This window comes from Klebsiella sp. M5al, from assembly GCF_002090195.1.
GTDB lineage: Bacteria > Pseudomonadota > Gammaproteobacteria > Enterobacterales > Enterobacteriaceae > Klebsiella > Klebsiella grimontii.
Window position 1 is genome coordinate 1,773,662 of sequence record NZ_CP020657.1, and the last position, 26,279, is coordinate 1,799,940.

The window sequence follows — 26,279 nt, forward strand, 5'->3', positions numbered from 1 at the left end:
CGTAGCGATAGCCGACTTAGCGGGCGATATCGTTTTTGAAATCGCGCTTTTCATAGCCGGTATACAGCTGACGTGGACGGGCGATTTTCATGCCGTCGCTGTGCATTTCGTTCCAGTGCGCAATCCAGCCCACGGTACGCGCCATCGCAAAGATAACGGTAAACATGGAGGATGGGATGCCCATCGCTTTGAGGATGATACCGGAGTAGAAATCGACGTTCGGGTAAAGTTTCTTCTCGATGAAGTACGGGTCGTTGAGCGCGATGTGCTCAAGCTCCATGGCCACTTCCAGCAGATCGTCTTTGGTGCCCAGCTCTTTCAGCACTTCATGGCAGGTTTCACGCATAACGGTGGCGCGCGGGTCGTAGTTTTTGTACACCCGGTGGCCAAAGCCCATCAGGCGGAAAGAGTCGTTTTTGTCTTTCGCGCGACGGACGAATTCCGGAATGTGCTCAACGGAGCTGATCTCTTCGAGCATCTTCAGCGCCGCTTCGTTGGCGCCGCCGTGCGCCGGTCCCCACAGGGAGGCAATACCCGCAGCGATGCAGGCAAACGGGTTGGCGCCGGAAGAGCCGGCGGTACGCACGGTGGAAGTCGAAGCGTTTTGTTCATGGTCGGCGTGCAGGATCAGGATACGGTCCATGGCGCGTTCCAGAATCGGGTTCACTTCATATTTTTCACACGGCGTGGAGAACATCATATTCAGGAAGTTACCCGCGTAGGAGAGGTCGTTGCGCGGATAAACGAAAGGCTGGCCGATAGAATATTTGTAACACATTGCCGCCATAGTCGGCATCTTGGAGAGCAGGCGGAATGCGGCGATATCGCGGTGGCGTGGGTTATTCACATCCAGCGAATCGTGATAGAAGGCGGCCAGCGCGCCGGTGATACCGCACATAACGGCCATCGGATGTGAATCGCGGCGGAACGCGTGGAACAGACGGGTAATCTGTTCGTGAATCATCGTGTGGCGAGTAACGATAGTTTTGAATTCGTCGTACTGGGCCTGGGTTGGCTTCTCACCGTTCAGCAGGATGTAGCATACTTCCAGATAGTTGGAGTCGGTTGCTAACTGATCGATCGGAAAACCGCGGTGCAGCAGGATACCTTCATCACCGTCGATAAAGGTGATTTTAGATTCGCAGGATGCGGTTGAGGTGAAACCAGGGTCAAAAGTAAATACGCCTTTTGAACCAAGACTACGAATATCAATAACATCCTGACCGAGAGTGCCCTTTAGCACATCCAGTTCGATAGCAGTATCACCACCCAGGGTGATTTTTGCTTTAGCATCAGACATTTATGGTCTCCTTAGCGCCTTTATTGCTTAAGACTGCCGGGTGGTGGATTTGCATTCGGCCCGTAGCAGATGACGTTACCAGTTTGTTATGTTGCACATCGCTCTGCGTCGCGAAAGGGGCAGGGTACAGAGCAAGGGCGCTTGATGGTACGACTTCAGCCTACGATGAAACAACAGCAAATCAGCGTTTTAGCAGCCCGAATATTTTAAAACTATATACCACTAATAACTGTCCTGATTACATCGGTCAATACTCTCTCACTGTTGCATAACTTATTCTCAGGTAAAAGAGTGACCCCATAACTTTTGCGTATTATTGCATTTATCTGGTAATGGTTGTAACAATAATGTTTAATATTTGTCAAATCAGATGATTAAAAATTAAAAATATGTTGTTATCGTGACATTGATCACTGTTCGGGAGAAAACCCGACAAACTATATGTAGGTTAATTGTAATGATTTTGTGAACGGCCTATACTGCCGCCAGGTCTCCGGAACACCCTGCAATCCCGAGCCACCCAGCGTTATTTTGTCACGCTTTAACTCCTGAAAAGGCGTTTTAACATGACTTTTAGTTATAGATAAGGACGCTGTCTGACCCGCAAGCAGACCGGAGGAAGGAAACAATAAGAACAGCATGTGGGCGTTATTCATGGTAAGAAATGTGAAAAAACAAAGACCTGTCAATCTGGATCTGCAAACGATCCGGTTCCCAATCACGGCGATAGCGTCCATTCTCCATCGCGTATCCGGAGTGATCACCTTCGTGGCGGTCGGGATTCTGCTTTGGCTGCTGGGCACCAGCCTTTCCTCTCCCGAAGGTTTTCTCACTGCGGCATCCATTATGGATAGCTTCTTTGTGAAGTTCATCATGTGGGGCATCCTGACCGCGCTGGCGTATCACGCGGTGGTCGGTATTCGCCACCTGCTGATGGATTTTGGCTACCTTGAAGAAACCCTCGAAGTAGGGACACGCTCCGCCAAAATTTCTTTTGTTATTACTGTCGTGCTTTCACTTCTCGCAGGAGTCCTCGTATGGTAAGCAACGCCTCAGCACTAGGACGCAACGGCGTACATGACTTTATTCTGGTCCGTGCTACCGCTATCGTTCTGACCCTCTACATCATCTATATGGTGGGCTTTTTTGCCACTACCGGTGAAATTTCATGGGAAGTCTGGACGGGCTTTTTCTCCTCCGCGTTCACTAAAGTCTTCACCCTGCTGGCTCTCGTTTCCATTCTGATCCACGCCTGGATCGGGATGTGGCAGGTGTTAACGGACTACGTTAAACCACTGGCCGTGCGCTTAATTCTGCAACTGCTGATCGTTGTTGCGCTGGTGGCTTACGTTCTTTATGGATTTGTTGTGGTGTGGGGTGTGTAATGAAATTGCCAGTCAGAGAATTTGATGCAGTTGTGATCGGTGCCGGCGGCGCAGGTATGCGCGCGGCGCTGCAGATTTCCCAAAGCGGCCAGACCTGTGCGCTGCTCTCCAAAGTCTTCCCGACCCGTTCCCATACCGTTTCCGCGCAGGGCGGCATCACCGTCGCGCTCGGTAATACCCATGAAGATAACTGGGAATGGCATATGTACGACACCGTCAAGGGGTCGGACTACATTGGCGATCAGGACGCCATCGAATATATGTGTAAAACCGGCCCGGAAGCGATTCTGGAGCTGGACCATATGGGTCTGCCGTTCTCGCGTCTCGAAAATGGCACTATTTATCAGCGTCCGTTCGGCGGCCAGTCGAAAAACTTCGGCGGCGAGCAGGCGGCACGTACCGCTGCGGCGGCTGACCGTACCGGTCACGCCCTGCTGCACACCCTCTATCAGCAGAACCTGAAAAACCACACCACTATTTTCTCCGAGTGGTACGCGCTGGATCTGGTGAAAAACGCCGATGGCGCGGTGGTCGGCTGTACCGCCCTGTGCATCGAAACGGGTGAAGTGGTTTACTTTAAAGCTCGCGCCACCGTGCTGGCGACCGGCGGCGCAGGCCGTATTTACCAGTCCACCACCAACGCTCATATCAATACCGGCGACGGCGTGGGTATGGCGATCCGCGCCGGCGTTCCGGTGCAGGATATGGAAATGTGGCAGTTCCACCCGACCGGTATCGCCGGTGCGGGCGTTCTGGTGACCGAAGGCTGCCGCGGTGAAGGCGGCTATCTGCTGAATAAACACGGCGAGCGCTTTATGGAGCGTTATGCGCCGAACGCGAAAGACCTGGCGGGTCGTGACGTGGTGGCGCGTTCCATCATGATCGAAATCCGTGAAGGTCGCGGCTGCGACGGTCCTTGGGGCCCGCACGCCAAGCTGAAGCTTGACCATCTCGGTAAAGAGGTTCTCGAATCCCGTCTGCCGGGTATTCTGGAACTCTCTCGTACCTTTGCTCACGTCGACCCGGTGAAAGAGCCGATTCCGGTTATCCCAACCTGCCACTATATGATGGGCGGTATTCCGACCAAAGTGAGCGGGCAGGCGCTGACCGTTAACGAGCAGGGCGAAGACGTGGTGATTCCGGGGCTGTTCGCGGTAGGCGAAATCGCCTGCGTATCGGTACACGGCGCGAACCGTCTGGGCGGCAACTCGCTGCTTGACCTGGTGGTCTTTGGCCGCGCGGTGGGCCTGCATCTGCAGGAGTCTATCGCCGAACAGGGCGTACTGCGCGATGCGACGGATGACGAGATCGATGCTTCGCTGGAACGTCTGAACCGCTGGAACGGCAACCGCAATGGTGAAGACCCGGTCGAAATCCGCAAAGCGCTGCAAGAGTGTATGCAGCATAACTTCTCGGTATTCCGCGAAGGGGACGCAATGGCGAAGGGCCTTGAGCAGCTGAAAGCGATCCGCGAGCGTCTGAAAAACGCCCGCCTGGATGATACTTCCAGCGAGTTCAACACCCAGCGCGTTGAGTGTCTGGAGCTGGATAACCTGATGGAAACCGCTTACGCCACCGCAATGTCTGCGAACTACCGTACCGAAAGCCGCGGTGCGCATAGCCGCTTCGACTTCCCGGATCGTGATGATGAAAACTGGCTGTGCCATTCCCTGTATCTGCCAGAGTCGGAATCCATGACGCGTCGTAGCGTCAATATGGAACCGAAGCTGCGTCCGGCATTCCCGCCGAAGATTCGTACTTATTAATGCGGAGACAGGAATATGAAACTCGAGTTTTCAGTTTATCGTTATAACCCGGACGTAGACGATGCTCCGCGCATGCAGGACTACACCCTCGAAGCGGAAGAAGGTCGTGACATGATGCTGCTGGATGCGTTAATCCAGCTGAAAGAGAAAGATCCGTCGCTGTCGTTCCGCCGCTCCTGCCGTGAAGGGGTATGTGGCTCCGACGGTCTGAACATGAACGGGAAAAATGGTCTGGCGTGCATCACGCCGATCTCGGCGCTGAATCAGCCGGGCAAGAAAATTGTTATCCGTCCGCTGCCAGGATTACCGGTTATCCGTGATTTGGTGGTAGACATGGGGCAATTCTATGCACAATATGAGAAGATTAAGCCTTACTTGTTGAATAATGGGCAAAATCCTCCTGCTCGCGAGCATCTGCAGTCGCCAGAGCAGCGTGAGAAACTCGATGGTCTGTACGAGTGTATTCTCTGCGCATGTTGTTCAACCTCTTGCCCGTCGTTCTGGTGGAACCCGGACAAGTTTATCGGCCCGGCTGGCCTGCTGGCCGCGTATCGCTTCCTGATCGACAGCCGCGATACCGAAACCAGCGAGCGCCTCGAAGGGCTGAGCGATGCTTTCAGCGTATTCCGCTGTCATAGCATTATGAACTGCGTCAGTGTGTGTCCTAAGGGGCTGAACCCGACGCGCGCCATCGGCCATATTAAGTCGATGCTGCTGCAGCGCAGTGCGTAAGCAACCCGGTCTGTCCCGGATGGCGCTATCGCTTATCCGGGCTACCCGAAGCAGTTGCCCCGGCAAGCGTTCGCGCCGCCGGGGGATATAGCAGGAAACCTCTAAAAACTGCCACATTAATAGTAATAATCGAGATGTTCAGCGCGAGACAAGGCGCGAGCAGAACGAATCTCCGGGAGCATAGTGAACGATGTGACCGGAGTGAGTGAGGGTCGCAACACAGTCGCAGCCTGAACAAAGAAGATTATTAGACAGTTTTTAAAGGTTCCTTAGCGGACGAAACCACAACTCCTCCGCAAAAAGTGAACCCCGGCACGTACAACTTCTGTGCGTGGTAGTTTCTACGGCGAAATAAGCATATAAATGCTTAAGGGATCACGATGCAGAACGGCGCAATGAAAGCCTGGCTGGACTCTTCTTACCTCTCTGGTTCGAACCAGAGCTGGATAGAACAGCTCTATGAAGACTTCTTAACCGATCCTGACTCTGTTGACGCCAACTGGCGTTCTATGTTCCAGCAGTTACCTGGCACCGGAGTCAAACCGGATCAATTTCATTCCAAAACGCGTGATTATTTCCGCCGCCTGGCGAAGGATGCCTCGCGTTACACTTCTTCGATTTCCGACCCTGACACCAATGTGAAGCAGGTTAAAGTCCTGCAGCTCATCAACGCATACCGCTTCCGTGGTCACCAGCATGCGAATCTCGATCCGCTGGGCCTGTGGCAGCAAGAGAGAGTGGCGGATCTCGATCCGGCTTACCACGATCTGACCGAGGCCGATTTCCAGGAGATCTATAACGTAGGCTCTTTTGCCATCGGTAAAGACACGATGAAGCTGGGCGATCTGATCTCCGCCCTGAAGCAGACCTATTGCGGCTCCATCGGCGCGGAATATATGCACATTACCTCTACCGAAGAAAAACGCTGGATCCAGCAGCGTATTGAGTCGGTAGCGGGCAAAGCGAGCTTTAGCGCCGAAGAGAAAAAGCGCTTCCTCAGCGAGCTGACCGCGGCGGAAGGCCTGGAGCGCTACCTCGGCGCAAAATTCCCGGGCGCTAAACGCTTCTCGCTGGAAGGCGGCGATGCGCTGATCCCGATGCTCAAAGAGATTATCCGCCACGCGGGTAAGAGCGGCACCCGCGAAGTGGTGCTGGGCATGGCGCACCGCGGTCGTCTGAACGTACTGGTCAACGTGCTGGGTAAAAAACCGCAGGACCTGTTCGACGAATTCGCCGGTAAACATAAAGAGCACCTTGGTACCGGTGACGTGAAGTACCACATGGGCTTCTCGTCCGATATGGAAACCGAAGGCGGTCTGGTGCACCTGGCGCTGGCGTTTAACCCGTCGCACCTGGAAATCGTCAGCCCGGTGGTTATCGGCTCCGTACGCGCGCGTCTCGATCGTCTCGACGAACCGAGCAGCAACAAAGTTCTGCCGATCACTATTCACGGCGACGCCGCGGTTACCGGCCAGGGCGTGGTTCAGGAAACCCTGAACATGTCCAAAGCGCGCGGTTACGAAGTGGGCGGTACCGTACGCATCGTTATCAACAACCAGGTTGGCTTCACCACCTCCAACCCGCTGGATGCGCGTTCTACCCCGTACTGCACCGACATCGGTAAGATGGTGCAGTCGCCGATTTTCCACGTTAATGCCGATGACCCGGAAGCCGTGGCTTTCGTGACCCGCCTGGCGCTGGATTTCCGTAATACCTTCAAACGCGATGTCTTCATCGACCTGGTGTGCTACCGCCGTCATGGCCACAACGAAGCCGACGAGCCGAGCGCGACCCAGCCGCTGATGTACCAGAAAATCAAAAAGCATCCGACCCCGCGCAAAATCTACGCTGACAAGCTGGAAGCCGATAAGGTCGCGACGCTGGAAGACGCTACCGAGCAGGTGAACCTCTACCGCGACGCGCTGGATGCCGGCGAATGCGTGGTGCAGGAGTGGCGTCCGATGAACATGCACTCCTTTACCTGGTCCCCGTACCTCAACCACGAGTGGGATGAGAGCTACCCGGATAAAGTTGAACCTAAGCGTCTGCAGGAGCTGGCGAAACGCATCAGTACGGTGCCGGAAGCCGTTGAGATGCAGTCGCGCGTCGCAAAAATCTACGGCGACCGTCAGGCAATGGCCGCCGGTGAGAAGCTGTTCGACTGGGGCGGCGCGGAAAACCTCGCCTACGCTACGCTGGTCGATGAAGGCATTTCGGTGCGTCTGTCCGGCGAAGACTCCGGGCGCGGGACCTTCTTCCACCGCCACGCGGTGATCCACAACCAGAAAAATGGTTCAACCTATACGCCGCTGCAGCACGTCCACAACGGCCAGGGCCATTTCAAAGTCTGGGACTCCGTACTGTCGGAAGAAGCGGTACTGGCGTTTGAATATGGCTACGCTACCGCGGAGCCGCGCACCCTGACCATCTGGGAAGCGCAGTTCGGCGACTTCGCTAACGGCGCGCAGGTGGTTATCGACCAGTTCATCAGCTCCGGCGAGCAGAAGTGGGGCCGTATGTGCGGTCTGGTGATGCTGCTGCCGCACGGCTACGAAGGCCAGGGACCGGAGCACTCCTCCGCGCGTCTGGAACGCTATCTGCAGCTCTGCGCCGAGCAGAACATGCAGGTTTGCGTACCGTCCACGCCGGCGCAGGTTTACCATATGCTGCGTCGTCAGGCGCTGCGCGGTATGCGTCGCCCGCTGATCGTGATGTCGCCGAAATCGCTGCTGCGTCACCCGCTGGCGGTGTCGAGCATGGACGAACTGGCGAACGGCACCTTCCAGCCGGCAATCGGTGAAATCGACGATCTCGACCCGAAAGCCGTGAAGCGTGTTGTGCTGTGCTCTGGTAAGGTTTACTACGACCTGCTGGAACAGCGCCGCAAGAAAGAGCAAAAAGATGTCGCTATCGTTCGCATAGAGCAGCTCTACCCGTTCCCGCACCAGGCGGTACAGGAAGCGCTGAAACCCTATGCGCACGTGCATGATTTTGTCTGGTGCCAGGAAGAACCGCTCAACCAGGGCGCGTGGTACTGCAGCCAGCATCACTTCCGTGAAGTGATTCCGTTTGGGGCCTCTCTGCGTTATGCAGGCCGCCCGGCCTCCGCCTCTCCGGCGGTAGGATACCTGTCCGTTCACCAGAAACAGCAACAAGATCTGGTCAATGACGCGCTGAACGTCGATTAATTAAAGGATACATAATGAGTAGCGTAGATATTCTGGTTCCCGACCTGCCTGAGTCCGTAGCTGACGCAACGGTTGCCACCTGGCATAAAAAACCGGGCGATGCGGTTGTTCGTGACGAAGTGCTGGTAGAAATCGAAACTGACAAAGTGGTACTGGAAGTACCGGCTTCAGCGGATGGCATTCTGGACGCGGTCATTGAAGACGAGGGCGCTACCGTGCTCTCTCGTCAGATCCTCGGCCGCCTGCGTGAAGGCAACAGCGCGGGCAAAGAGTCCGGCGCGAAAGCCGATGCCAAAGAATCGACGCCGGCCCAGCGCCAGCAGGCTTCTCTGGAAGAACAAAACAACGATGCGCTGAGCCCGGCGATTCGCCGTCTGCTCGCGGAACATAGCCTCGACGCGGCGGCCATTAAAGGCACCGGCGTTGGCGGCCGCCTGACCCGCGAAGACGTAGAGAAACATCTGGCGAACGCTCCGGCTAAAGCTCCAGCCCCGGCGGCTGCGCCCGCTGCAGCTGCTCCGGCTCCGCAGCTGGGCCACCGCTCTGAAAAACGCGTGCCGATGACTCGTCTGCGCAAACGCGTTGCCGAGCGTCTGCTGGAAGCGAAAAACTCTACCGCCATGCTGACCACCTTCAACGAAGTCAACATGAAGCCGATTATGGATCTGCGTAAGCAGTATGGTGACGCGTTTGAAAAACGTCACGGTATCCGTCTGGGCTTCATGTCCTTCTACGTGAAGGCGGTGGTTGAAGCGCTGAAACGCTATCCGGAAGTGAACGCCTCTATCGATGGCGATGACGTGGTATACCACAACTATTTCGACGTCAGCATGGCGGTCTCCACGCCGCGCGGCCTGGTTACCCCGGTTCTGCGCGATGTCGACCTGCTGGGCATGGCGGATATCGAGAAGAAAATTAAAGAGCTGGCAGTAAAAGGCCGCGACGGCAAGCTGACCGTAGATGACCTGACCGGCGGTAACTTCACCATTACCAACGGCGGCGTATTCGGTTCTCTGATGTCCACGCCGATCATCAACCCGCCTCAGAGCGCGATTCTGGGTATGCATGCCATTAAAGATCGTCCGATGGCAGTGAATGGTAAGGTCGAAATTCTGCCGATGATGTACCTGGCGCTCTCCTACGACCATCGTCTGATAGACGGACGTGAATCGGTAGGCTACCTGGTTGCGATTAAAGAGCTGCTGGAAGACCCGACTCGTCTGCTGCTGGACGTGTAGTCAGCAAGAGTATTACCTACCGTAGGCCAGCTAACATGCGCTAGCGCCGTTATCAGGCCTACAGGTTTATAATTATTCCCTGAAGGATGGACTGAACACATGAACTTACATGAATATCAGGCAAAACAACTCTTTGCCCGCTATGGCTTACCGGCGCCGGTGGGTTATGCCTGTACTACTCCGCGTGAAGCAGAAGAAGCCGCTTCAAAAATCGGCGCGGGTCCGTGGGTAGTGAAATGTCAGGTTCACGCTGGTGGCCGCGGCAAAGCGGGCGGTGTGAAAGTAGTTAAGAGCAAAGAAGACATTCGCGCATTTGCTGAACACTGGCTGGGCAAACGCCTGGTGACCTACCAGACAGATGCAAACGGCCAGCCGGTTAACCAGATCCTGGTGGAAGCGGCGACCGATATCGATAAAGAGCTGTACCTCGGCGCGGTCGTTGACCGTAGCTCCCGTCGCGTGGTCTTCATGGCCTCTACCGAAGGCGGCGTGGAAATCGAAAAAGTGGCGGAAGAGACCCCGCACCTGATTCACAAAATCGCCATCGATCCGCTGGCGGGTCCGATGCCTTACCAGGGCCGTGAGCTGGCGTTCAAACTGGGTCTGGAAGGAAAACAGGTTCAGCAGTTCACCAAAATCTTTATGGGTCTGGCGACCATTTTCCTTGAGCGCGACCTGGCGCTGATCGAAATCAACCCGCTGGTGATCACCAGGCAGGGCGACCTGATCTGCCTCGACGGTAAACTGGGCGCTGACGGCAACGCGCTGTTCCGCCAGCCGGATCTGCGCGAAATGCGCGACCAGTCTCAGGAAGATCCGCGTGAAGCTCAGGCGGCGCAGTGGGAACTGAACTACGTCGCGCTGGACGGCAACATCGGTTGCATGGTGAACGGCGCGGGCCTGGCGATGGGTACCATGGACATCGTTAAGCTGCACGGCGGCGAACCGGCTAACTTCCTTGACGTTGGCGGCGGCGCAACCAAAGAGCGCGTCACCGAAGCGTTCAAAATTATCCTCTCTGATGACAACGTTAAAGCGGTTCTGGTTAACATCTTCGGCGGTATCGTACGCTGCGACCTGATTGCCGACGGCATCATCGGCGCGGTAGCCGAAGTGGGCGTTAACGTCCCGGTAGTGGTTCGTCTGGAAGGTAACAACGCCGAACTGGGCGCGAAGAAACTGGCTGACAGCGGCCTGAATATTATTGCAGCGAAAAGTCTGACGGATGCAGCTCAGCAGGTTGTTGCCGCAGTGGAGGGGAAATAATGTCCGTTTTAATTAATAAAGATACCAAGGTTATCTGCCAGGGCTTCACCGGTAGCCAGGGTACATTCCACTCTGAACAAGCCATTGCTTACGGTACGCAAATGGTTGGCGGCGTAACGCCGGGCAAAGGCGGCACCACCCATCTGGGCCTGCCGGTGTTCAACACCGTGCGCGAAGCGGTAGAAGCGACCGGTGCAACCGCATCCGTTATCTACGTTCCGGCGCCGTTCTGCAAAGACTCCATCCTGGAAGCTATCGATGCGGGCATTAAACTGATTATCACCATCACCGAAGGTATCCCGACGCTGGATATGCTGACCGTGAAGGTGAAGCTGGACGAAGCGGGCGTGCGCATGATCGGGCCGAACTGCCCGGGTGTGATCACCCCAGGCGAATGCAAAATCGGCATCATGCCGGGCCACATTCACCAGCCGGGCAAAGTGGGCATCGTTTCCCGCTCCGGTACCCTGACCTATGAAGCGGTTAAGCAGACCACCGACTACGGCTTCGGCCAGTCCACCTGCGTGGGCATCGGCGGCGACCCGATCCCGGGATCTAACTTCATCGATATCCTGAAGCTGTTCCAGGAAGACCCGCAGACCGAAGCGATCGTCATGATCGGCGAGATCGGCGGTAGCGCGGAAGAAGAAGCGGCTGCTTACATCAAAGATCACGTGACCAAACCGGTTGTCGGCTACATTGCCGGCGTGACCGCGCCGAAAGGCAAACGTATGGGTCACGCGGGCGCCATCATCGCGGGCGGCAAAGGCACTGCGGACGAGAAATTCGCGGCGCTGGAAGCAGCAGGCGTGAAAACCGTTCGCAGCCTGGCCGATATCGGCGAAGCGCTGAAAACCGTGATTAAGTAATAAGTAAAAAAACAGCCCTGACTTTCTGCATGGTTAAGGGCTGGTCCAATTTCGACATGGTTGGCCATCTGATGATGGCCTTTTTTTTTGCCTGGCGATGAGCTATCCGGTATCACTCGGCTTCCGGCCGCACGTTCATGCAATTTAATCATTTTCACCTGCGCAAATGAGATTATTTTTTGCGTCCGGCATCATCCTTTTTATCCGCACTATTTTGCATATTAAGCGTTTGCAAAAGTTGTGGAGAATAACGTGGCGCAAAAGAGCAAAGATGCAGTATTGGATTATTTCAGGGCGCTGGCAGAGGTTTTTTCTCGGGCAACAGGGCTGGTGGCAACGGTGATTGATGTGAAAGACAATCGATTGCCTGATTGCTATGGTAGCGTCAATTTCCTGGTCTTACCGCTGATTCAGGGCGATAAGTTATTCGGCTATATTATATGCGACCATCATAAATCGACCGATAATCATCATCGGGCGGCGGCAATAAGATTACTTAATTTTATCATTAATAATATTTCTGCGGTTGCAGAGGAAAAAGAAGAGGGCTCGAAAACATCGCTGGAGAAAAGGGGGTTTTATTATTCGCAAAAATCTCCGCATGAAATAAAATTAATATCGGCGCTACGCTATATTGATGAGAATTTATATGGCGAGTTGTCTCTGGAGTCTGTTGCCTCCCACGTTTGTCTGAGTGCGAATTATTTTAGCCGGTTTTTTAAAAAACGCCAGGGAGTGAATTTTAAAGTTTGGGTTAATCAGCGAAAAATGCAGCGGGCCGGGGAACTGCTCGCCGATCCGAGGTATTCGATAGATAGCGTAGCGCGTAAGCTTCAGTTCGCGCAAACCAGCTATTTTTGCCGGGTGTTTCGCGCGGCTCACCGCACCAGCCCGCAACTGTTCCGCGATCGGCGTCTCTCGGCGGCTTCTCCGCAGGCCGATTAGCCGCCGTTTAACCTTAATACAGATTTTTCCTGGAGCGTCCATTATGTGTGACCGATCGCGGAAAATTTTCCATTTATGTTCATCAGCGTATAATTAAATTTCACCGCCCATCGACTGACTTCGCGAATAAACAAGTTAATATGAAAAAATATTGACAACTTCTTGCCGTTATTTGCATGGCAATCACATTGTTTAAATTGTGTTTATTGTAGCGCCTGGGTATCATTGGTTATTATTTGATCGATTATAGTATGCGTTAATCATGGAATAGATCAATGACATCTGAGGGTAAAATAAAATATAACACACGGGGCTAACCGGATGTCCTTGCGCGCTTTTTTTATCTATTAAACAATTTTTGCACGGCGTAAATGGAAGACGTTATGAGAGGAAAAATACCCAAAACTGAATTACTGGTGACCTTTGAGGTTGTGGCTCGCCACGAAAGTTATACGCGAGCTGCGGAAGAGTTGGCTTTAACACAAAGCGCCGTGTTCCGACAAGTCACGGCGCTGGAGGATTTCCTCCATACGTCATTATTTAACCATGCTAAAAAAAGGATTTTTTTAAATGAGGCTGGCAAGCATTATTTGACTATCGTTAAGGAAACGCTTAACAAACTGGAGCGTGATACCAATTCGATTATGACATGGCAACCGACGGTGCAGGTTCTTGAGCTGGCCGTCAACCCTACCTTTAGCACCCACTGGCTGATCCCCAATCTGCGCGAGTTTAATAAATTACATGCGGGCATTATCGTTAATATTCATTCGCTGGCGAATATTGGCGATTTTCTTAGCCGCGAGTACGATGCCGCCATTATGCGCGAGGATTTTTGCTCGCCGTGGGCGGAGGTTGAGTATCTGTTCGAAGAGGAAATTCTGCCGGTGTGCGGCTGCGGGCTGCTGCCCGAACCCGGGCAGAAGCTGGCGGTGGAGGAGCTGCTGAGCGAGTTTCCGCTGCTGCATCAAAGCACGCGAATTCACGGCTGGCAGGAGTGGTTTGCGCTGTCGAATATCACCAGCCCGCAGATCAACATTGGTCCGCGTTTTGACCTGCTCTCGATGCTGATTGCGGCGGTGCGTTCGAACCTGGGCGTTGCGTTGCTGCCGCGTTTTGCTATTCAACATGACCTGGATAGCGGCGAGATGGTGATCCCCTGCGATGTGCCGATTCGTACCGGAAACCGCTTTATTATGACGTGGCAGGAGGATAAAGCGGAATCCCGGCATCTACAGGTATTCCGCGAGTGGCTGCTGCAAAAATCGGTGGTGTCGGCTGCCTGATGGCGTTTCGCAGAACGCAGTGAACCCGTAGCCCGGTCGGCGTAGCGATACCGGGAAGAAGCCGCGCCGAGGTACCAGGCCGGGCGCATTCCCCGGAGGCGGCGCTGGCGCGCCTGTCCGGGCTACCGTCCCGCAGAACGCTGTGAACCCGTAGCCCGGCTAAGCGCAGCGCGAGCCGGATAAAACTACCAGTCAATTCCTACCTGCGCCTGAATGCCCTTGTCAAAGGCATGCTTCACCGGGCGCAGCTCACTGACCGTATCGGCAAGCTCAAGCAATCGGGCGTGGCAGCCGCGGCCGGTGACAATCACGTTCTGCCCGGGCGGACGATTGACAATAGCGGCAATCACTTCCTGAGTATCCAGATAGCGATACGCCAGCATATAGGTGAGTTCATCCAGCACCACCAGATCGTAGCCCGGGTCGGCCAGCATCCGCTTGCTCTCATGCCATACGGCCGACGCCGCCTCAATATCCGCCTCCCGGTTTTGCGTTTCCCAGGTAAAACCGGTACCCATGATGTGAAACTCAACGCCGAGCGGTTGCAGAGTATTGTATTCACCGTTATCCCACTGGCCTTTGATGTACTGCGCGACGCCGACGGTTTTACCATGCCCGACGGCGCGCGTTGCGGTGCCAAAGGCGGCAGTGGATTTGCCTTTACCGTTGCCGGTAAAGACGATCAGAATACCTCTTTGCTCTGTAGCCGCCGCCACGCGGGTATCAACCTGCGTTTTCAGCTTTTGCTGGCGCTGACGGTGGCGGTCGGGATTTCCTCGCGCGTGCATAAACCCTCCTTAATGCCCCGCCGGGCAGGTTGCGCAGCGATGCTGATGCTCGAACTGGCTGAAGAAGTTATTGCCTTTATCGTCGACCAGCACAAACGCCGGCAGGTTATCGACTTCCATCATCCACACCGCTTCCATCCCCAGCTCCGGATACTCAAGGCAGCGTAAACTTTTCACATACTGCTGCGCCAGCAGGGCCGCCGCGCCGCCAATACTGCCGAGATTAAAGCCGCCGTGTTTATGGCAGGCGTCGGTTACCTGCTGGCTGCGGTTGCCTTTGGAAAGCATGATGAGACTACCGCCTGCCGCCTGGAAAGCATCGACGTACCCATCCATGCGTCCGCCAGTGGTAGGGCCGAGTGAGCCGCAGGCCAGATTATTCGGCGTTTTCGCCGGGCCTGCGTAGTAAACGATATGATTGCGCATGTACTCCGGCATTGGTTCGCCGTTATCGAGGCGCTCTTTGAGTTTGGCATGGGCGATGTCGCGGGCGACGACGATCGGACCGCTCAGCGACAGTCGGGTGCCCACGGGCAGCGTTGACATCTCGCGGAGAATTTCGCGCAGCGGCCGGTTCAGATCGAGCTGAACGCTTTGAGCCCCGTTTTCGATACGCTGAGAATCAGGGATAAACTTGCCCGGATTATGCTCCAGCTTCTCCAGCCAGATGCCGTGTTTGTTGATTTTGGCTTTGATGTTCCGGTCGGCGGAGCAGGAAAGGGCCATTGCGATCGGGCAGGAGCCACCGTGCCGCGGCAGGCGAATCACGCGAATATCATGGGCGAAGTATTTGCCGCCAAACTGCGCGCCAATGCCGAACTCGCGACTGGCTTTGAGCAGCGCCGCTTCCAGCGATGTATCGCGAAACGCCTGCCCCAGTTCGTTTCCGCTGGTCGGCAGGTTGTCGTAATATTTTGTCGAAGCCAGTTTGGCAACCTTCAACGCCTGATCGGCCGAGAGACCGCCCACAACGAAGGCGATGTGGTACGGCGGACAGGCGGCGGTGCCCAGCGCTTTCATCTTTTCAGTCAGAAAGGCGGTGAGTTTTTCCGGCTGCAGGATAGATTTTGTTTCCTGAAATAGCGCGGCTTTGTTCGCCGAACCGCCGCCTTTATTGACGAAAAGGAAGCGGTATTCGCTCCCCGGCGCGGCGCTGATGTCGATCTGCGCGGGCAGGTTAGTCTGCGTGTTGACCTCAGTGTACATATCAAGGGGGGCATTTTGCGAATAGCGTAAATTGTTTTCCTGAAAGGTGGTGTAGATGCCCTGGCTCAGGGCCTCAGCGTCGTTGCCGCCGGTCCAGACGTTCTGGCCTTTGCTCGCGACGATGGTGGCGGTCCCGGTATCCTGGCAGTTTGGCAGCACGCCTTTTGCTGAGACTTCGGCGTTGCGCAGCAGCTGTAGCGCAACGTATTTATCGTTGCTGCTGGCCTGCGGGTCGTGCAGGATGCTGGCGATCTGCTTTAAATGCCCGGCGCGCAGGAAAAATGAAGCCTCATAAAATGCCTGCTGAGCCAGCAATGTTAACGCTTCCGGCGCAACCTTGATAACCTCTTCCCCATCTAACTCTGTCACTTTAACATGTTGATTTGTTAGTAATTCATATTCGGTATTATCGTTACTCTGAACAAAAAGTTCCTGCCAGACAAAGGGTTTCGACATTTTACTTCTCACTATTTCGCTATAAAGAGATTGGCCTGCGTCGCATGCGCGACATACTCGATGGTCTGCTGGGCGCGGACGCTGTTACCGGCTGCATCCAGCGGAGGAGAGTAGACGGCGATAGCGTATTGCCCGGGAACGACGGCGACCATTCCGCCGGCGACCCCCGATTTCGCCGGGATACCGACGGTGTAGAGCCATTTGCCGCTGCCGTCGTACAGTCCGGCAATCGCCATTTCCGCCAGCACCTGCGGGACGTAGCGTTCATTAAGCAACTGCTTGCCGTTGAACGGCGATTTGCCCTTATTGGCGAGTACGGCCCCCATTTTGGCGAGCTGCTCGACGGTGACATCCACCGAACACTGGCGGGTATAGATTTCGACGGCTTCCTGAGGGTCGCCATAAAAGCTGTGGTATGACTTCATCAGCATCGCCAGCGCCTGGTTATGCTGGTTGGTCTCCATTTCGGATTGAAATACCGGCTCATTAACGCGCAGCGAGCTATCGGCCCAGGCGTTAAGGTTGTTGAGAATGTTGTTCCAGCGTTCGGTTTTGTCTTTTGCCGCAATCAGGCTCACGGTACTCATGGCGCCGGCGTTAACCAACGGGTTCTCCGGCGCGCCTTGCGTGAGCTCCACGGCTAAGCCGGAGTTAAAGGGCAGGCCGGTGGCATTGGCGCCAAGTTTATCCAGCACCTCCTGCGGCCCGCGCTGTTCCATCGCCAGCGCCAGGGTGAAGACTTTGCTCAGGGATTCCATCGGAAAGGCTTTTTTCACGTCGCCGGTCTGGTAAATTTTGCCTTCGACCGTGGCGAGCGTAATGGCGAAGTTATTCGGGCTATAGCTCGCCAGAGCAGGGATATAGTCGGCGACTTTACCATCGTGGTTGCTCTTATATTTCTGATGCGCCTGCTCGATAATGCTGGCGTAGTCCGGCTCGCTTTGCGCCTGCGCGGCGGCGCCAAACAGTAAGCTGGCGGTTAAGATGCAGGCGCCGAGAAATTTTACGTTCATGGTGTGTCCTGTTGGGATGATTGGAGGGAACCGGGCCGGACGTATCCGGCCTGGGGCTCATAGCCATGTTGCTGTCAGGACATCGCCACTTCGGACGTTTCGCTGGCAGGGCGATCCTGCTCCGGTTTTTTGACCGGGGCGGTGCCGCGGCAGCCTTCACCGTAATGCTCGCCTTCCCAGCGGCCAACGATGGCGGCGCCCATGGCGTTACTCATCACGTTGGTGGCGGAGCGTCCCATATCGAGGAACGGATCGACTCCCATCAGCAAAATCAGGCCCGCTTCCGGAATGTTGAACTGGTTCAGCGTCGCGGCGATAACCACCATTGACGCGCGCGGCACGCCCGCCATTCCTTTCGAGGTCAGCATCAGGATCAGCAGCATGGTGATCTGCTCGCCCATGCTAAGATGGACGTTGCAGGCCTGGGCGATAAACACCGTGGCGAACGAGCAGTAGGCCATGGAGCCCACCAGGTTAAAGGAGTAACCGATGGGCAGGACGAAGCTGGCGATTTTGGAAGAGACGCCAAATTTTTCCAGCTTATCGAGGGTGCCTGGGAAGGCGGCTTCTGAGCTGGATGTGGTGAAAGCCAGCAGCGCGGGCTCGAAGATCGCTTTGGTCAGACGGCTGATGCACGGGCCGACAATCACCGTCGACAGGCCAATCAGGATCGCCCACAGCATGCCCAGCGTCAGGTAGAACTCGCCCATAAAGATCCCGGCGCTGACCATCACGCCCAGACCGCGTTCGGCAATCAGCCCGGAGATGGCGGCGAAAACGGTCAACGGCGCGAACAGCATGACGTATCCCGTTAGCTTCAGCATCACGTGCACCAGTGAATCAAGCACCTTCACGATGGGCTCGGCTTTTTCGCCGATCGCCGCCAGGCTGCAGCCGAGGAAAATGGAGAACACCACGATTTGCAGAATTTCGTTGCGCGCCATCGCATCAACGATGCTGGTTGGCACCGCGTGCGAGATAAACACTTTCAGGGTGAAGGGTTCGGACTGAACGGCGGCCACGGCTCCGGCATCGTGGGGGACGAAGTTGATGCCCGCGCCTGGCTGGAACAGATTGACGATCACCAGACCCAGCGCAATCGACAGCAGCGAGGCGCAAATAAACAGGAAAAAGGTTTTAGAGAATATGCGCCCGAGCGTTTTCGCATCGCCCATTTTGGCGATACCGACCACCAGCGTTGATATTACCAGCGGGGCGATAATCATTTTTACCATGCGTAAAAATATAGTGGTAAAGATGGAGATATCCTGCGCATAGGATTTTGCTGTATCTGCTGATGCCATATTATTAATGATCACCCCGGCAATCATGCCGAGTATCAGGCCTAATATGATCATTTTGGTTAAACTTATTTTTTTCATATTTACTCCATCGGAACAGGGTTAGTCGGTGAAGTGGTGTAGGGCGGCGTACGCCCGCGCCAGGTAGCAGCGCAGACGTACGCCTGTGGTGACCAACCGCATAAATTGTCTGGAATACAGTGATACAGCGAAATCCTGTACCCCAATGGATGTTGTTGTATTTTAGAAATTACAGGTCGAACTCAATACTTAATAACGGCGCATGCTGCTGAGCGCCATAAACATCATTGTCTCCGACGTTGCCGGAAATAATAGTCCGTGGCATGACGATTTTTACCGCGTTGGCCGGATCGAACCAGACAATACGATGAATAAAATCAGGCTTCACGTTATATAAACCGGCAATGAGCTGCGGAGTTAATAGTTCAGAACGTTTTACCCGCTGATAATCCTCCCGGGTTTTAAATAAAATATCTAAAACCAGTTCGTACGGTCCGGCGTTTTTGGAACGGATCACCTGCGCCAGTGAGCATAGGGATTGTTTCATGCCTGAACTCCTTCTGGCGTCACCTGTTCGATATGGAAGTCAAAGCGCAGCGCGTCGCTGGCTTCAATCAGGTGATAAATTGAGAACTCGTATACCGGGCCGCTCTGAATATCGGAAGGCGAGAACGGGAAGGCGAGGTTGCCCGCGGTCGCAATGCGGTTTTCATAGCCGTAGTGCAGCAGGGTAGAGCGCACCAGCGAGCAGACGCTGTTGGCGATATCCTGGGTCGGCGCAACGACATCGAGCAAAATGCCCAGTTCATGCCCGGCGGTTTTCATCGGCTCGTGATTGCCCATCACGCCGTTTTTTCCATACAGATGGAAGGTCATGCGGATGCTGTCGTCAGCGAGCGAGAGGTTGCGCTTAACGCTGGCCTGTACCTCTTCGAGAATCGTGTCGATCCCGGCAATCATGATCGGATCGCGCGTTCCGGCAATGGTCAGGCAGCGGAAGCCGACCTGGCGTGCGCCTTCCAGCTTCAGCGCGTACGGCGTCGTTTCATGACGAGAACCGCTGACGTACACTTCGCCCTCGTTGACGGCTGTGAAGGTGCATCCTTTCAGGTTCAGCACGCCGCCCGGACCGGGCAGGAAATACGGATCGGACTTCTCGTACAGCGTATGCGCCGCCGCAGACGTTTCGGTAAACTTACGCTTTGGATTGAACGCTTTCAGCGTAAAGCCGTTGTCGTCGATAATCCCCATAGCGCAATCGGATCCGGAGCCCGGCGTGGCGGCTATGGCCGCGCACTCGAGAATTTTGCCGCAGTGCAGGGCCAGACCTTCATCAAAGCCCTGCATGATCGGCAGCGCCGCGAAGCAGGCCGGATCGTACGCCCGCCCGCCCAGCACTACCTGGGCGCCGGCCTTCAGCGCCCGCTGGAAGGGTTCGATCCCCATCTGGGCGACGATATAGGTGCTCTCTTCAATGGCCTCATGAGTCAGTTCCGGCACAAAATCCAGGGCAGTGATTTTGCCGTTATCCAGCGCCTGATGAACGATCGCTTTATCGACATCAGACGGAATCAACGCCAGGGAGAATGACAGATGTTCTTCCTGCGCAATCTCATGGATTATCTGCCGACACCACTCCAGATGCGGCGCGGCGCCGGATCCTCCGGCAGTGCCGATCACCACCGGGATATTGTTTTTCACGCCAGCCACGATCATATAGCGCAGATCGCGTTTCACCCCGGCCCGGTCGGTAAAGGGTTTGCCCGCCCCCAGGTAGTGGGGGCCAGGATCGGATGAACCGGCGTCAACGGCAATCAGATCCGGCGACTCTTCCATGGCTTTACGAAAGCTCTCTTCCGGGAAGCCATAGCCGAGGATAGCCGTGGGCGATAAGATCTTAAAGGTACGAGCCATCTCTTAATCCTTAGCCTGCAACAGCGCGATGGTGCGGTTCATTTCGTTAAACACGATGTTGAGACCTTCGTCGAAGCCCATACCCGGCTTGATCAGCATGCGCATCGGACGCGCGGCCAGCGCGACGTGAACGCAGGTGCGGGCGCTGATCTCGGTTTCGTTACAGGTACCGCCCTGATAGGCTTCCATCGCGTGTTTGTTGCAGTACAGCACCGCGTCCACGATGTTATGAATGCCGCCGAGATCCGGGGTTTTGATCTGCACCATGTGGCAGCTGCCGGCATCGGTAAAGTCAATGATGTCCTGGTAGGTGTTGCACCACTCGTCGGCGACAATTTTTACGCCGGAACCGAGGCGGGTCAGCTCTTTGGTAATGGCGGTCAGCATGCGGATCTGGTCCGGTTTGTTACCCGCATCCACCGGGCCTTCTATATACAGCGGTAGACCCTGCGCCTCTTTCTCCAGGCTGGCGATATAGTCGGCGCAGCGAACCGGGTCCATATCGAAAATCAGGCCGATGGTGCCGTATACGTCGATATGCAGCGTCGGGCGATAGCGGGGGCTGGCGCGCAGGCTCAGGATGCGATCGGACAGCCAGCGCACGTACTCACGCAGCTTTTCGCCTTTCAGGCCCAGCTTCTCTTCGACGTTGTTGATCAGCGCATGCGGCAGGACGTCAACGCCCTTGAGGATCATTTTGTCCACGGCGATGTAGCGATCGTCGCCGCTCTGACCAAATAACGGAATCGCTTCCGGGATGCAGGGCAGCTGCCATTCGTCGCAAACCACCTCCGCCTTCAGGCGACCGCTGGCCAGCGCGGTCGCATCGAGCAGCGCCTGGGAAAGACCATAGCGGACGGCGGTATGCAGCAGATGGCCGTCGATGCGCAGCTTGTCGAAGAAGCGGGCGTTCGGCAGGAAGGTATCGACATCGCGGCCTTCCAGCAGCGGTTTAATATGATCGTTGAGGAACGGGATAAAATTTTCCGCGAGGAACAGCGGGTCGCGGCCGCCCGCGCCCGAGTACTGTACGGCGGCACAGTCGCCGACCGCCACCGCACCGTTTTCCAGAATCAGCTGGACGGACACGCATTCACCCGCCTGGCGTACCGAGGTGAAGCCTGGCGTTACCGGAGCACCGGTATAAATGAATCCATCATGACCCGCGCCGTTTTTAATCGCCTGCTGATCGTCAAAATAGAATGAAGAGTAGCCAGCGGTGAAAAGGGCCTGTTTAATTTTCATTATGGTCTTCCTATTAATTTACTGTGGGATACCGCGTTAATGTCATCAACAACCATCTGGAATGAGGGTTTGCGTCCTTCAAATTGCGCGCGTTCGGCGACGTAATCGTGGTGCAGGGCGAGGATGTCTTTCGGCAGCGGTACCGCGCCGGCTTCAAGCACGCGGATAGCGCCGGAATTGTCGCGAACCGGCAGAATTTTGCCGGCGTTGCAGGAAGCCGGAGCGAAAGGCACGTCCAGAACGCCCGCCTCGAAGGCCAGCACCGTACCGCGGGCGATATCGCCGTTGCCCAGCTCGAACACTTTCTTCAGTACTGCGCGGACTTCGCTTTTAATCAGTTCCACTTCTTGATCAACGGCGGCGCACGGCGGGAACTTCTGATCGCTGACCATATTGAGCATCTGGCGGGAGGCCTTCAGCCCCTGCGCGTTGGCTGCCGCGGTGGGAATACCGAACGCTTCGTGCGGGCTCTTGGTGATTACTTTAGTGGCGCCGGACATCCCGGCTACCGCCGCGCCCCAGGAGATAATGGCGAACGCTTTCGATTCATCTTCCGGAAAGCCGCCCATCCACTGGTGGAAGACGGTACTCAGCTCATAATCGTCGAAACCGTAATTGCCGAAGTACTCGTGGGAGAGCTCGCGAAGAGATCGAATGGCTGCGATGTCCTGGGTCAGGCTGCCGACCTGGCCGTAGCCGACGGTGATCGACTTGACGCCCTGTTCCAGCGCCAGCAGGCCTTCGATAATCGCCACCGCGTGGGACATAAACGGCGGGATCAGGGTTCCGGTCAGCGGGCCGAACGGTTCGCGGTTAATACGGATACCGTGCTCTTCATACAGGCCCATCAGGCGGTCGCAGTACTGCCAGTCGCGAATCGACTTCTCCAGAGTGACGCGCTTGGCGTAGGGAATGTTGTAGGAGATACCGCCGCCTTCGTAGCTGGTAAAGCCGCTGGCCATGGAGATTTCCGCCAGCAGGCGCGCGTCCGGCGTACCGTGGCGTACCTGGACCGGTTTTTCCAGCGCTTCGGTCATCCGCCGGCATTCGGCGACGCCGTGGTTAACCACCGGCAGGCCGTTCAGTTTGGAGGTCCCCGCCTCGATGGATTTCTGGATCCCGACCGCCGCTTCTTCGTAGCGGTTGAGGCGGGTATAGGCATCGATGGTGCTCGGCAGCAGATCGCACTCTTCCTGCAGGGTTTTGAGCAGCGCGATGTGTTCATCCATCAGCGCCACGCCCGCGCGCGGCTGGCTCAGGGTTTTACCTTCCTGGTCGGCCTTCAGCAGAGCGTGAGAAAAGCGTTTTTTCTCAGGAATGGTTTGCTGGTACTTCACGCCATCTTCGAAGTGCTCAACGTCCTTGCCGGTATGCCAGGTCTGCAATACCTGATGCCGCTCGGTCATGAATTCGTCATGGGTTAATTTTTTATTTCGAAGTTCCATTCGTAGCTGCCTTCATTTATAGGGTTAAACAGTGAATGCTGGTGCGAGCGGCGAGCTCGGGGTAGAGCCTGGCAACGTTTGCCAGCAGCGGAAGCAGGCCTTTTGCATCGCGGTAATAGTCAAACCGGGTCGGTAAGAGAATGCGTCGGCCGTCGTCATCCAGTTCGCGATATTTCAGCCAGCTCTGGATGTCGAAGCGGCTGGCGCGGGAGAGCCATCCGCCGGAACCCACGACTTTGCTCACCGTGGTCAGATCGCGGCCCATCTGTAAATCGACGTTGCCCACGCAGGTGCACACCTGTTTTTTGGTGCCCGCGTGGCGTTCGCTGGCGTAGCCAACGCACAGCCCGGCCAGCACGGTGTCGAAATATTTTTCTTCCTCGTTAACCGGCAGATAATCCGGCTGCGCGACCAGATGGCGCAGGTAGCGGTAAAAGGCCTCCTGACGCTGCGGCTGGTGGGCAAACACCGCATTCACCAGCTCCCGGGTACTTTCACCGACCACGACCGCCGAAACGCGCATGCCGAGATCGCCTTCCACCGTCCGTTTTACAAACGGTTCCGGCACCCCGTGCAGAACGGTATCCGGGGAGAGCGTGTTGGCGCAGGCGGAGTAGACGTCGGTGGTGGCCCCGCCCATGTCAATCAGCATGAACTCTTTCCATGCGCTGTCGTAATGGCTGATGGTTTTCACCAGCTCGTAGACGGTCCACGGCGTCGGCATCGGTTCTTCGCCGGTTTCAGCGACGATAACGTCCAGCCCTTTGCCTTTGACGATACGGGATAAGAAGACATCGCAAATCGCCTTGCGGGCAGCGTACGGGTTCGGGTGATCGAGGTCGGGCAGAATATTGTCTACCGTGGTCAAATCTTTGTGGCCGAGGATGGCCTGAACCTCGTCCTGAATATCGCGGTTTCCGGCATAGATAATGGCGCAGTCAAGCTTTGACTCCGCCAGCGCGTGGGCGTTGGCCAGGCCGTAGCTCTCCTCGCCGCCGTCGGTGCCGCCGGTAAACAGCAGGATATCCGGCGGCGTGGCTTCCAGTTCCTGGATATCGTGACGGTTGAGCTTGTAGGCGTAGTATTGGGCGATTTTGGCCCCCGCCGAGTGGGCAGTGACTTTCGCTGATTCCAGGGTAATAGACGGCACCAGCCCCATCGCCGCGACGGCAAGGCCGCCTTTTGCCGATGAAGAGTATTTCAGCGTCACGTCACCGCGGTTCAGCAGCGGGCGCGCATCGGCAACGTTGAGCACCTGGTTCAGGCTGGCAAAAAAGCCTTCCGCCAGGTGATGGGTAGTGGTCGGGGTCAGAACGTGGTTTACCAGCGTCAGCTCATCCCCCTCCTGTGCGAAGAGGGCCGCTTTGGTCCACGTCGAGCCGATATCGACAGAGACGGTTTGCATCAGATAGCCTCTTCCAGACACTGCTGTTCAACGCCGTGGCGCTGGTTGATATCGTTCGCCATCAGCTGGCAGACGTCTTCCAGATCGTGGCTTGGGGCAAAGACGCGATTGAAACCCATCTCTTTGAATTTGGCCTCGACGTCGGCAAAATCATGTTTACCAACCACCAGGTTGCCGCCAACGTAAAGGAGGATGTCGCCAATACCGCGCTCGATGCAGCGTTCGCGCAGCCCCAGGCAGTCGATGTCGCCGTGGCCGTAAATAGACGACACGACGATGGCATCCGCGCCGGTTTCGATGGCGGCATCAATATATTCATCCTGACTGACCATCACGCCCAGATTGATTACGCGAAAATCATGGGCAGTAAAAACGCGGTCCAGGACTTTGTTGCCTACTGCATGGCAGTCAGCACCAATGACGCCAATAACAAGTGTTGATTTCTTCATGGGTAATCCTCTGTAAGGCTAATGGTAAAAAATAAAAACGACTTTCTAATATTTGCAGCGTTGATGATGGCCGCCTGTTAATAGGGCTGGAGTGTCTGTGGTTCGCAGAGGGGAAGCAATTGATCTATTTTCAGAATATCTTTCAAAAAACTCTCGTTTTTGATTTTGCGTGAAAAACTTCTTTTATATCATGATGTTATATTTTTATTTATTGTCTGGATTTATTTCTGCTTGAATCCTGGTAATAAATATAATGCGATGTTTGTGAGCAAGGTCTTATTTTATATTTCGTCTTGATTTTGCCTTCGCTAATAAGCGATGAATACACTTCTTTAAATTTTTCTGTGAGCGTAGTAACGGAATTTATGTGCTGATTTTTATATGTGGCGCGGGCAATTTGTTAGATTAAAGATATAAAATGGTGATTTGTGCAATTTATATTTCATTTTTGTTGATGAAAGGGGGAGGGCCGGCAAGCGTCACGTGGCGAGGATAAAAGCGCGATGTAGATGATACCGCGAAAGAGAAGGACGCTTTGCATCACCAAAAGAAAAAAAAGGCGCTGCGTTTACTTGATAATGAGATAGTTACGCAATTGTGTTAATTTTAAGTAAATGCAATGATAAATCTAATAAGAAAAAAATTTATGGCGTTAACTTGATAAAAAAAATCTGTGAGCTACGCGGCATTATCGACTGATAACCACATTTACGCGATCAGCGTTCAGCTCATTAAATTCCCCTCAGCGACGAAATAAATGGACTATCATTTTCAGTAACTGATGATACTCTTGAAAAACATATTGTTAACTTGGTGTTTACCTGTGAGGCACACGATATACATAATTAACATTTAAAATGAAAATTGATTTAAATCAATGTTTAAAACTTGGAAAAGACCGCGAAATGGAGTTAAATTGTCGCGGATCAAATTGACCGAAATCTGGTATTTTCGCTAAAAATTGATCGCTGTCGAAAACTGCAAATTTATCACAATAAAAACCTATTTATTGTAAGGGTTTTGCAGCGTAATATAATCACGGGATCAATTTGGGTGTTTTG

Annotated in this window: 20 protein-coding genes and 1 pseudogene; 10 read left to right on the forward strand and 11 right to left on the reverse strand. The window is 55.0% G+C overall.

Going from position 1 to position 26,279, the window contains the following annotated elements; translation table 11 throughout:
• Window positions 1–16 precede the first annotated feature (16 nt).
• Window positions 17–1,300: a citrate synthase gene (gene gltA / locus BWI76_RS08385; RefSeq protein ID WP_004100276.1), complete on the reverse strand. Its 1,284-nt coding sequence runs from the start codon at window positions 1,298–1,300 to the stop codon at window positions 17–19.
• A gap of 639 nt (window positions 1,301–1,939) precedes the next feature.
• Between gltA and sdhC the strand changes: the two genes are divergently transcribed.
• The 10 genes from sdhC (at window position 1,940) to BWI76_RS08440 (ending at window position 13,975) form a co-directional block, all read left to right on the forward strand.
• A complete protein-coding gene (gene sdhC / locus BWI76_RS08395; RefSeq protein ID WP_004130523.1) occupies window positions 1,940–2,344 on the forward strand; it encodes a succinate dehydrogenase cytochrome b556 subunit in 405 nt (134 codons plus the stop codon).
• On the forward strand, window positions 2,338–2,685 hold the full coding sequence (gene sdhD / locus BWI76_RS08400) for a succinate dehydrogenase membrane anchor subunit (RefSeq protein ID WP_004100278.1): 348 nt from the start codon (window positions 2,338–2,340) through the stop codon (window positions 2,683–2,685). The genes sdhC and sdhD overlap by 7 nt, the downstream gene beginning before the upstream one ends.
• Window positions 2,685–4,451 carry a succinate dehydrogenase flavoprotein subunit gene (gene sdhA / locus BWI76_RS08405; RefSeq protein ID WP_009651647.1) on the forward strand — a complete coding sequence of 589 codons (1,767 nt, stop codon included), beginning with the start codon at window positions 2,685–2,687 and terminating at the stop codon, window positions 4,449–4,451. The genes sdhD and sdhA overlap by 1 nt, the downstream gene beginning before the upstream one ends.
• 15 nt (window positions 4,452–4,466) lie before the next feature.
• Window positions 4,467–5,183, forward strand: coding sequence for a succinate dehydrogenase iron-sulfur subunit SdhB (sdhB, locus tag BWI76_RS08410; protein WP_004130526.1), 717 nt, complete (start codon window positions 4,467–4,469; stop codon window positions 5,181–5,183).
• 380 nt (window positions 5,184–5,563) lie between these two features.
• Window positions 5,564–8,371, forward strand: a complete 2,808-nt coding sequence (gene sucA / locus BWI76_RS08415; protein WP_004130528.1) for a 2-oxoglutarate dehydrogenase E1 component — start codon at window positions 5,564–5,566, stop codon at window positions 8,369–8,371.
• Between the two features lie 14 nt (window positions 8,372–8,385).
• The gene (gene odhB / locus BWI76_RS08420) at window positions 8,386–9,609 is read left to right on the forward strand and encodes a 2-oxoglutarate dehydrogenase complex dihydrolipoyllysine-residue succinyltransferase (RefSeq protein ID WP_004130530.1); all 1,224 of its coding nucleotides are present in this window, start codon (window positions 8,386–8,388) and stop codon (window positions 9,607–9,609) included.
• A gap of 99 nt (window positions 9,610–9,708) precedes the next feature.
• The gene (gene sucC / locus BWI76_RS08425; protein WP_004130532.1) at window positions 9,709–10,875 is read left to right on the forward strand and encodes an ADP-forming succinate--CoA ligase subunit beta; all 1,167 of its coding nucleotides are present in this window, start codon (window positions 9,709–9,711) and stop codon (window positions 10,873–10,875) included.
• Complete coding sequence (gene sucD, locus BWI76_RS08430; RefSeq protein ID WP_004100288.1) at window positions 10,875–11,744, forward strand: succinate--CoA ligase subunit alpha; 870 nt, start codon at window positions 10,875–10,877, stop codon at window positions 11,742–11,744. Before sucC ends, sucD begins: the two co-directional genes overlap by 1 nt.
• 252 nt (window positions 11,745–11,996) lie before the next feature.
• On the forward strand, window positions 11,997–12,689 hold the full coding sequence (locus tag BWI76_RS08435; RefSeq protein WP_004133433.1) for a helix-turn-helix transcriptional regulator: 693 nt from the start codon (window positions 11,997–11,999) through the stop codon (window positions 12,687–12,689).
• A gap of 383 nt (window positions 12,690–13,072) precedes the next feature.
• Window positions 13,073–13,975, forward strand: coding sequence for a LysR family transcriptional regulator (locus BWI76_RS08440; RefSeq protein ID WP_004133431.1), 903 nt, complete (start codon window positions 13,073–13,075; stop codon window positions 13,973–13,975).
• Window positions 13,976–14,160: 185 nt separating this feature from the next.
• On the opposite strand, the gene cobO is transcribed toward BWI76_RS08440, so the two are convergent.
• The 10 genes and pseudogenes from cobO to glmS all read right to left on the reverse strand — a co-directional run bounded on the left by cobO (window position 14,161) and on the right by glmS (window position 25,218).
• The gene (cobO, locus tag BWI76_RS08445; protein ID WP_004133429.1) at window positions 14,161–14,763 is read right to left on the reverse strand and encodes a cob(I)yrinic acid a,c-diamide adenosyltransferase; all 603 of its coding nucleotides are present in this window, start codon (window positions 14,761–14,763) and stop codon (window positions 14,161–14,163) included.
• Window positions 14,764–14,772: 9 nt separating this feature from the next.
• Window positions 14,773–16,425 (reverse strand): class I fumarate hydratase, encoded by a 1,653-nt coding sequence (locus BWI76_RS08450; RefSeq protein ID WP_004133427.1) that lies wholly within the window; start codon window positions 16,423–16,425, stop codon window positions 14,773–14,775.
• Between the two features lie 11 nt (window positions 16,426–16,436).
• The gene (gene glsA, locus BWI76_RS08455; protein WP_004133425.1) at window positions 16,437–17,438 is read right to left on the reverse strand and encodes a glutaminase A; all 1,002 of its coding nucleotides are present in this window, start codon (window positions 17,436–17,438) and stop codon (window positions 16,437–16,439) included.
• 103 nt (window positions 17,439–17,541) lie between these two features.
• Window positions 17,542–18,820, reverse strand: a pseudogene (locus BWI76_RS08460) (dicarboxylate/amino acid:cation symporter); the annotation flags it as partial.
• A 169-nt stretch (window positions 18,821–18,989) separates the two neighbouring features.
• Window positions 18,990–19,307 (reverse strand): DUF4387 domain-containing protein, encoded by a 318-nt coding sequence (locus BWI76_RS08465; RefSeq protein ID WP_004133422.1) that lies wholly within the window; start codon window positions 19,305–19,307, stop codon window positions 18,990–18,992.
• The gene (locus BWI76_RS08470) at window positions 19,304–20,674 is read right to left on the reverse strand and encodes an acyclic terpene utilization AtuA family protein (RefSeq protein ID WP_024358779.1); all 1,371 of its coding nucleotides are present in this window, start codon (window positions 20,672–20,674) and stop codon (window positions 19,304–19,306) included. The genes BWI76_RS08465 and BWI76_RS08470 overlap by 4 nt, the downstream gene beginning before the upstream one ends.
• A 3-nt stretch (window positions 20,675–20,677) precedes the next feature.
• Entirely contained in the window at window positions 20,678–21,919 is a 1,242-nt protein-coding gene (locus BWI76_RS08475; protein ID WP_024358778.1) for a methylaspartate ammonia-lyase, read from the reverse strand.
• Window positions 21,919–23,364: a methylaspartate mutase subunit E gene (locus BWI76_RS08480; protein ID WP_024358777.1), complete on the reverse strand. Its 1,446-nt coding sequence runs from the start codon at window positions 23,362–23,364 to the stop codon at window positions 21,919–21,921. Before BWI76_RS08480 ends, BWI76_RS08475 begins: the two co-directional genes overlap by 1 nt.
• A gap of 16 nt (window positions 23,365–23,380) precedes the next feature.
• Window positions 23,381–24,769, reverse strand: a complete 1,389-nt coding sequence (glmL, locus tag BWI76_RS08485) for a methylaspartate mutase accessory protein GlmL (RefSeq protein WP_049087169.1) — start codon at window positions 24,767–24,769, stop codon at window positions 23,381–23,383.
• Window positions 24,769–25,218 (reverse strand): methylaspartate mutase subunit S, encoded by a 450-nt coding sequence (glmS, locus tag BWI76_RS08490; RefSeq protein ID WP_049087170.1) that lies wholly within the window; start codon window positions 25,216–25,218, stop codon window positions 24,769–24,771. The genes glmL and glmS overlap by 1 nt, the downstream gene beginning before the upstream one ends.
• Window positions 25,219–26,279: the final 1,061 nt, after the last annotated feature.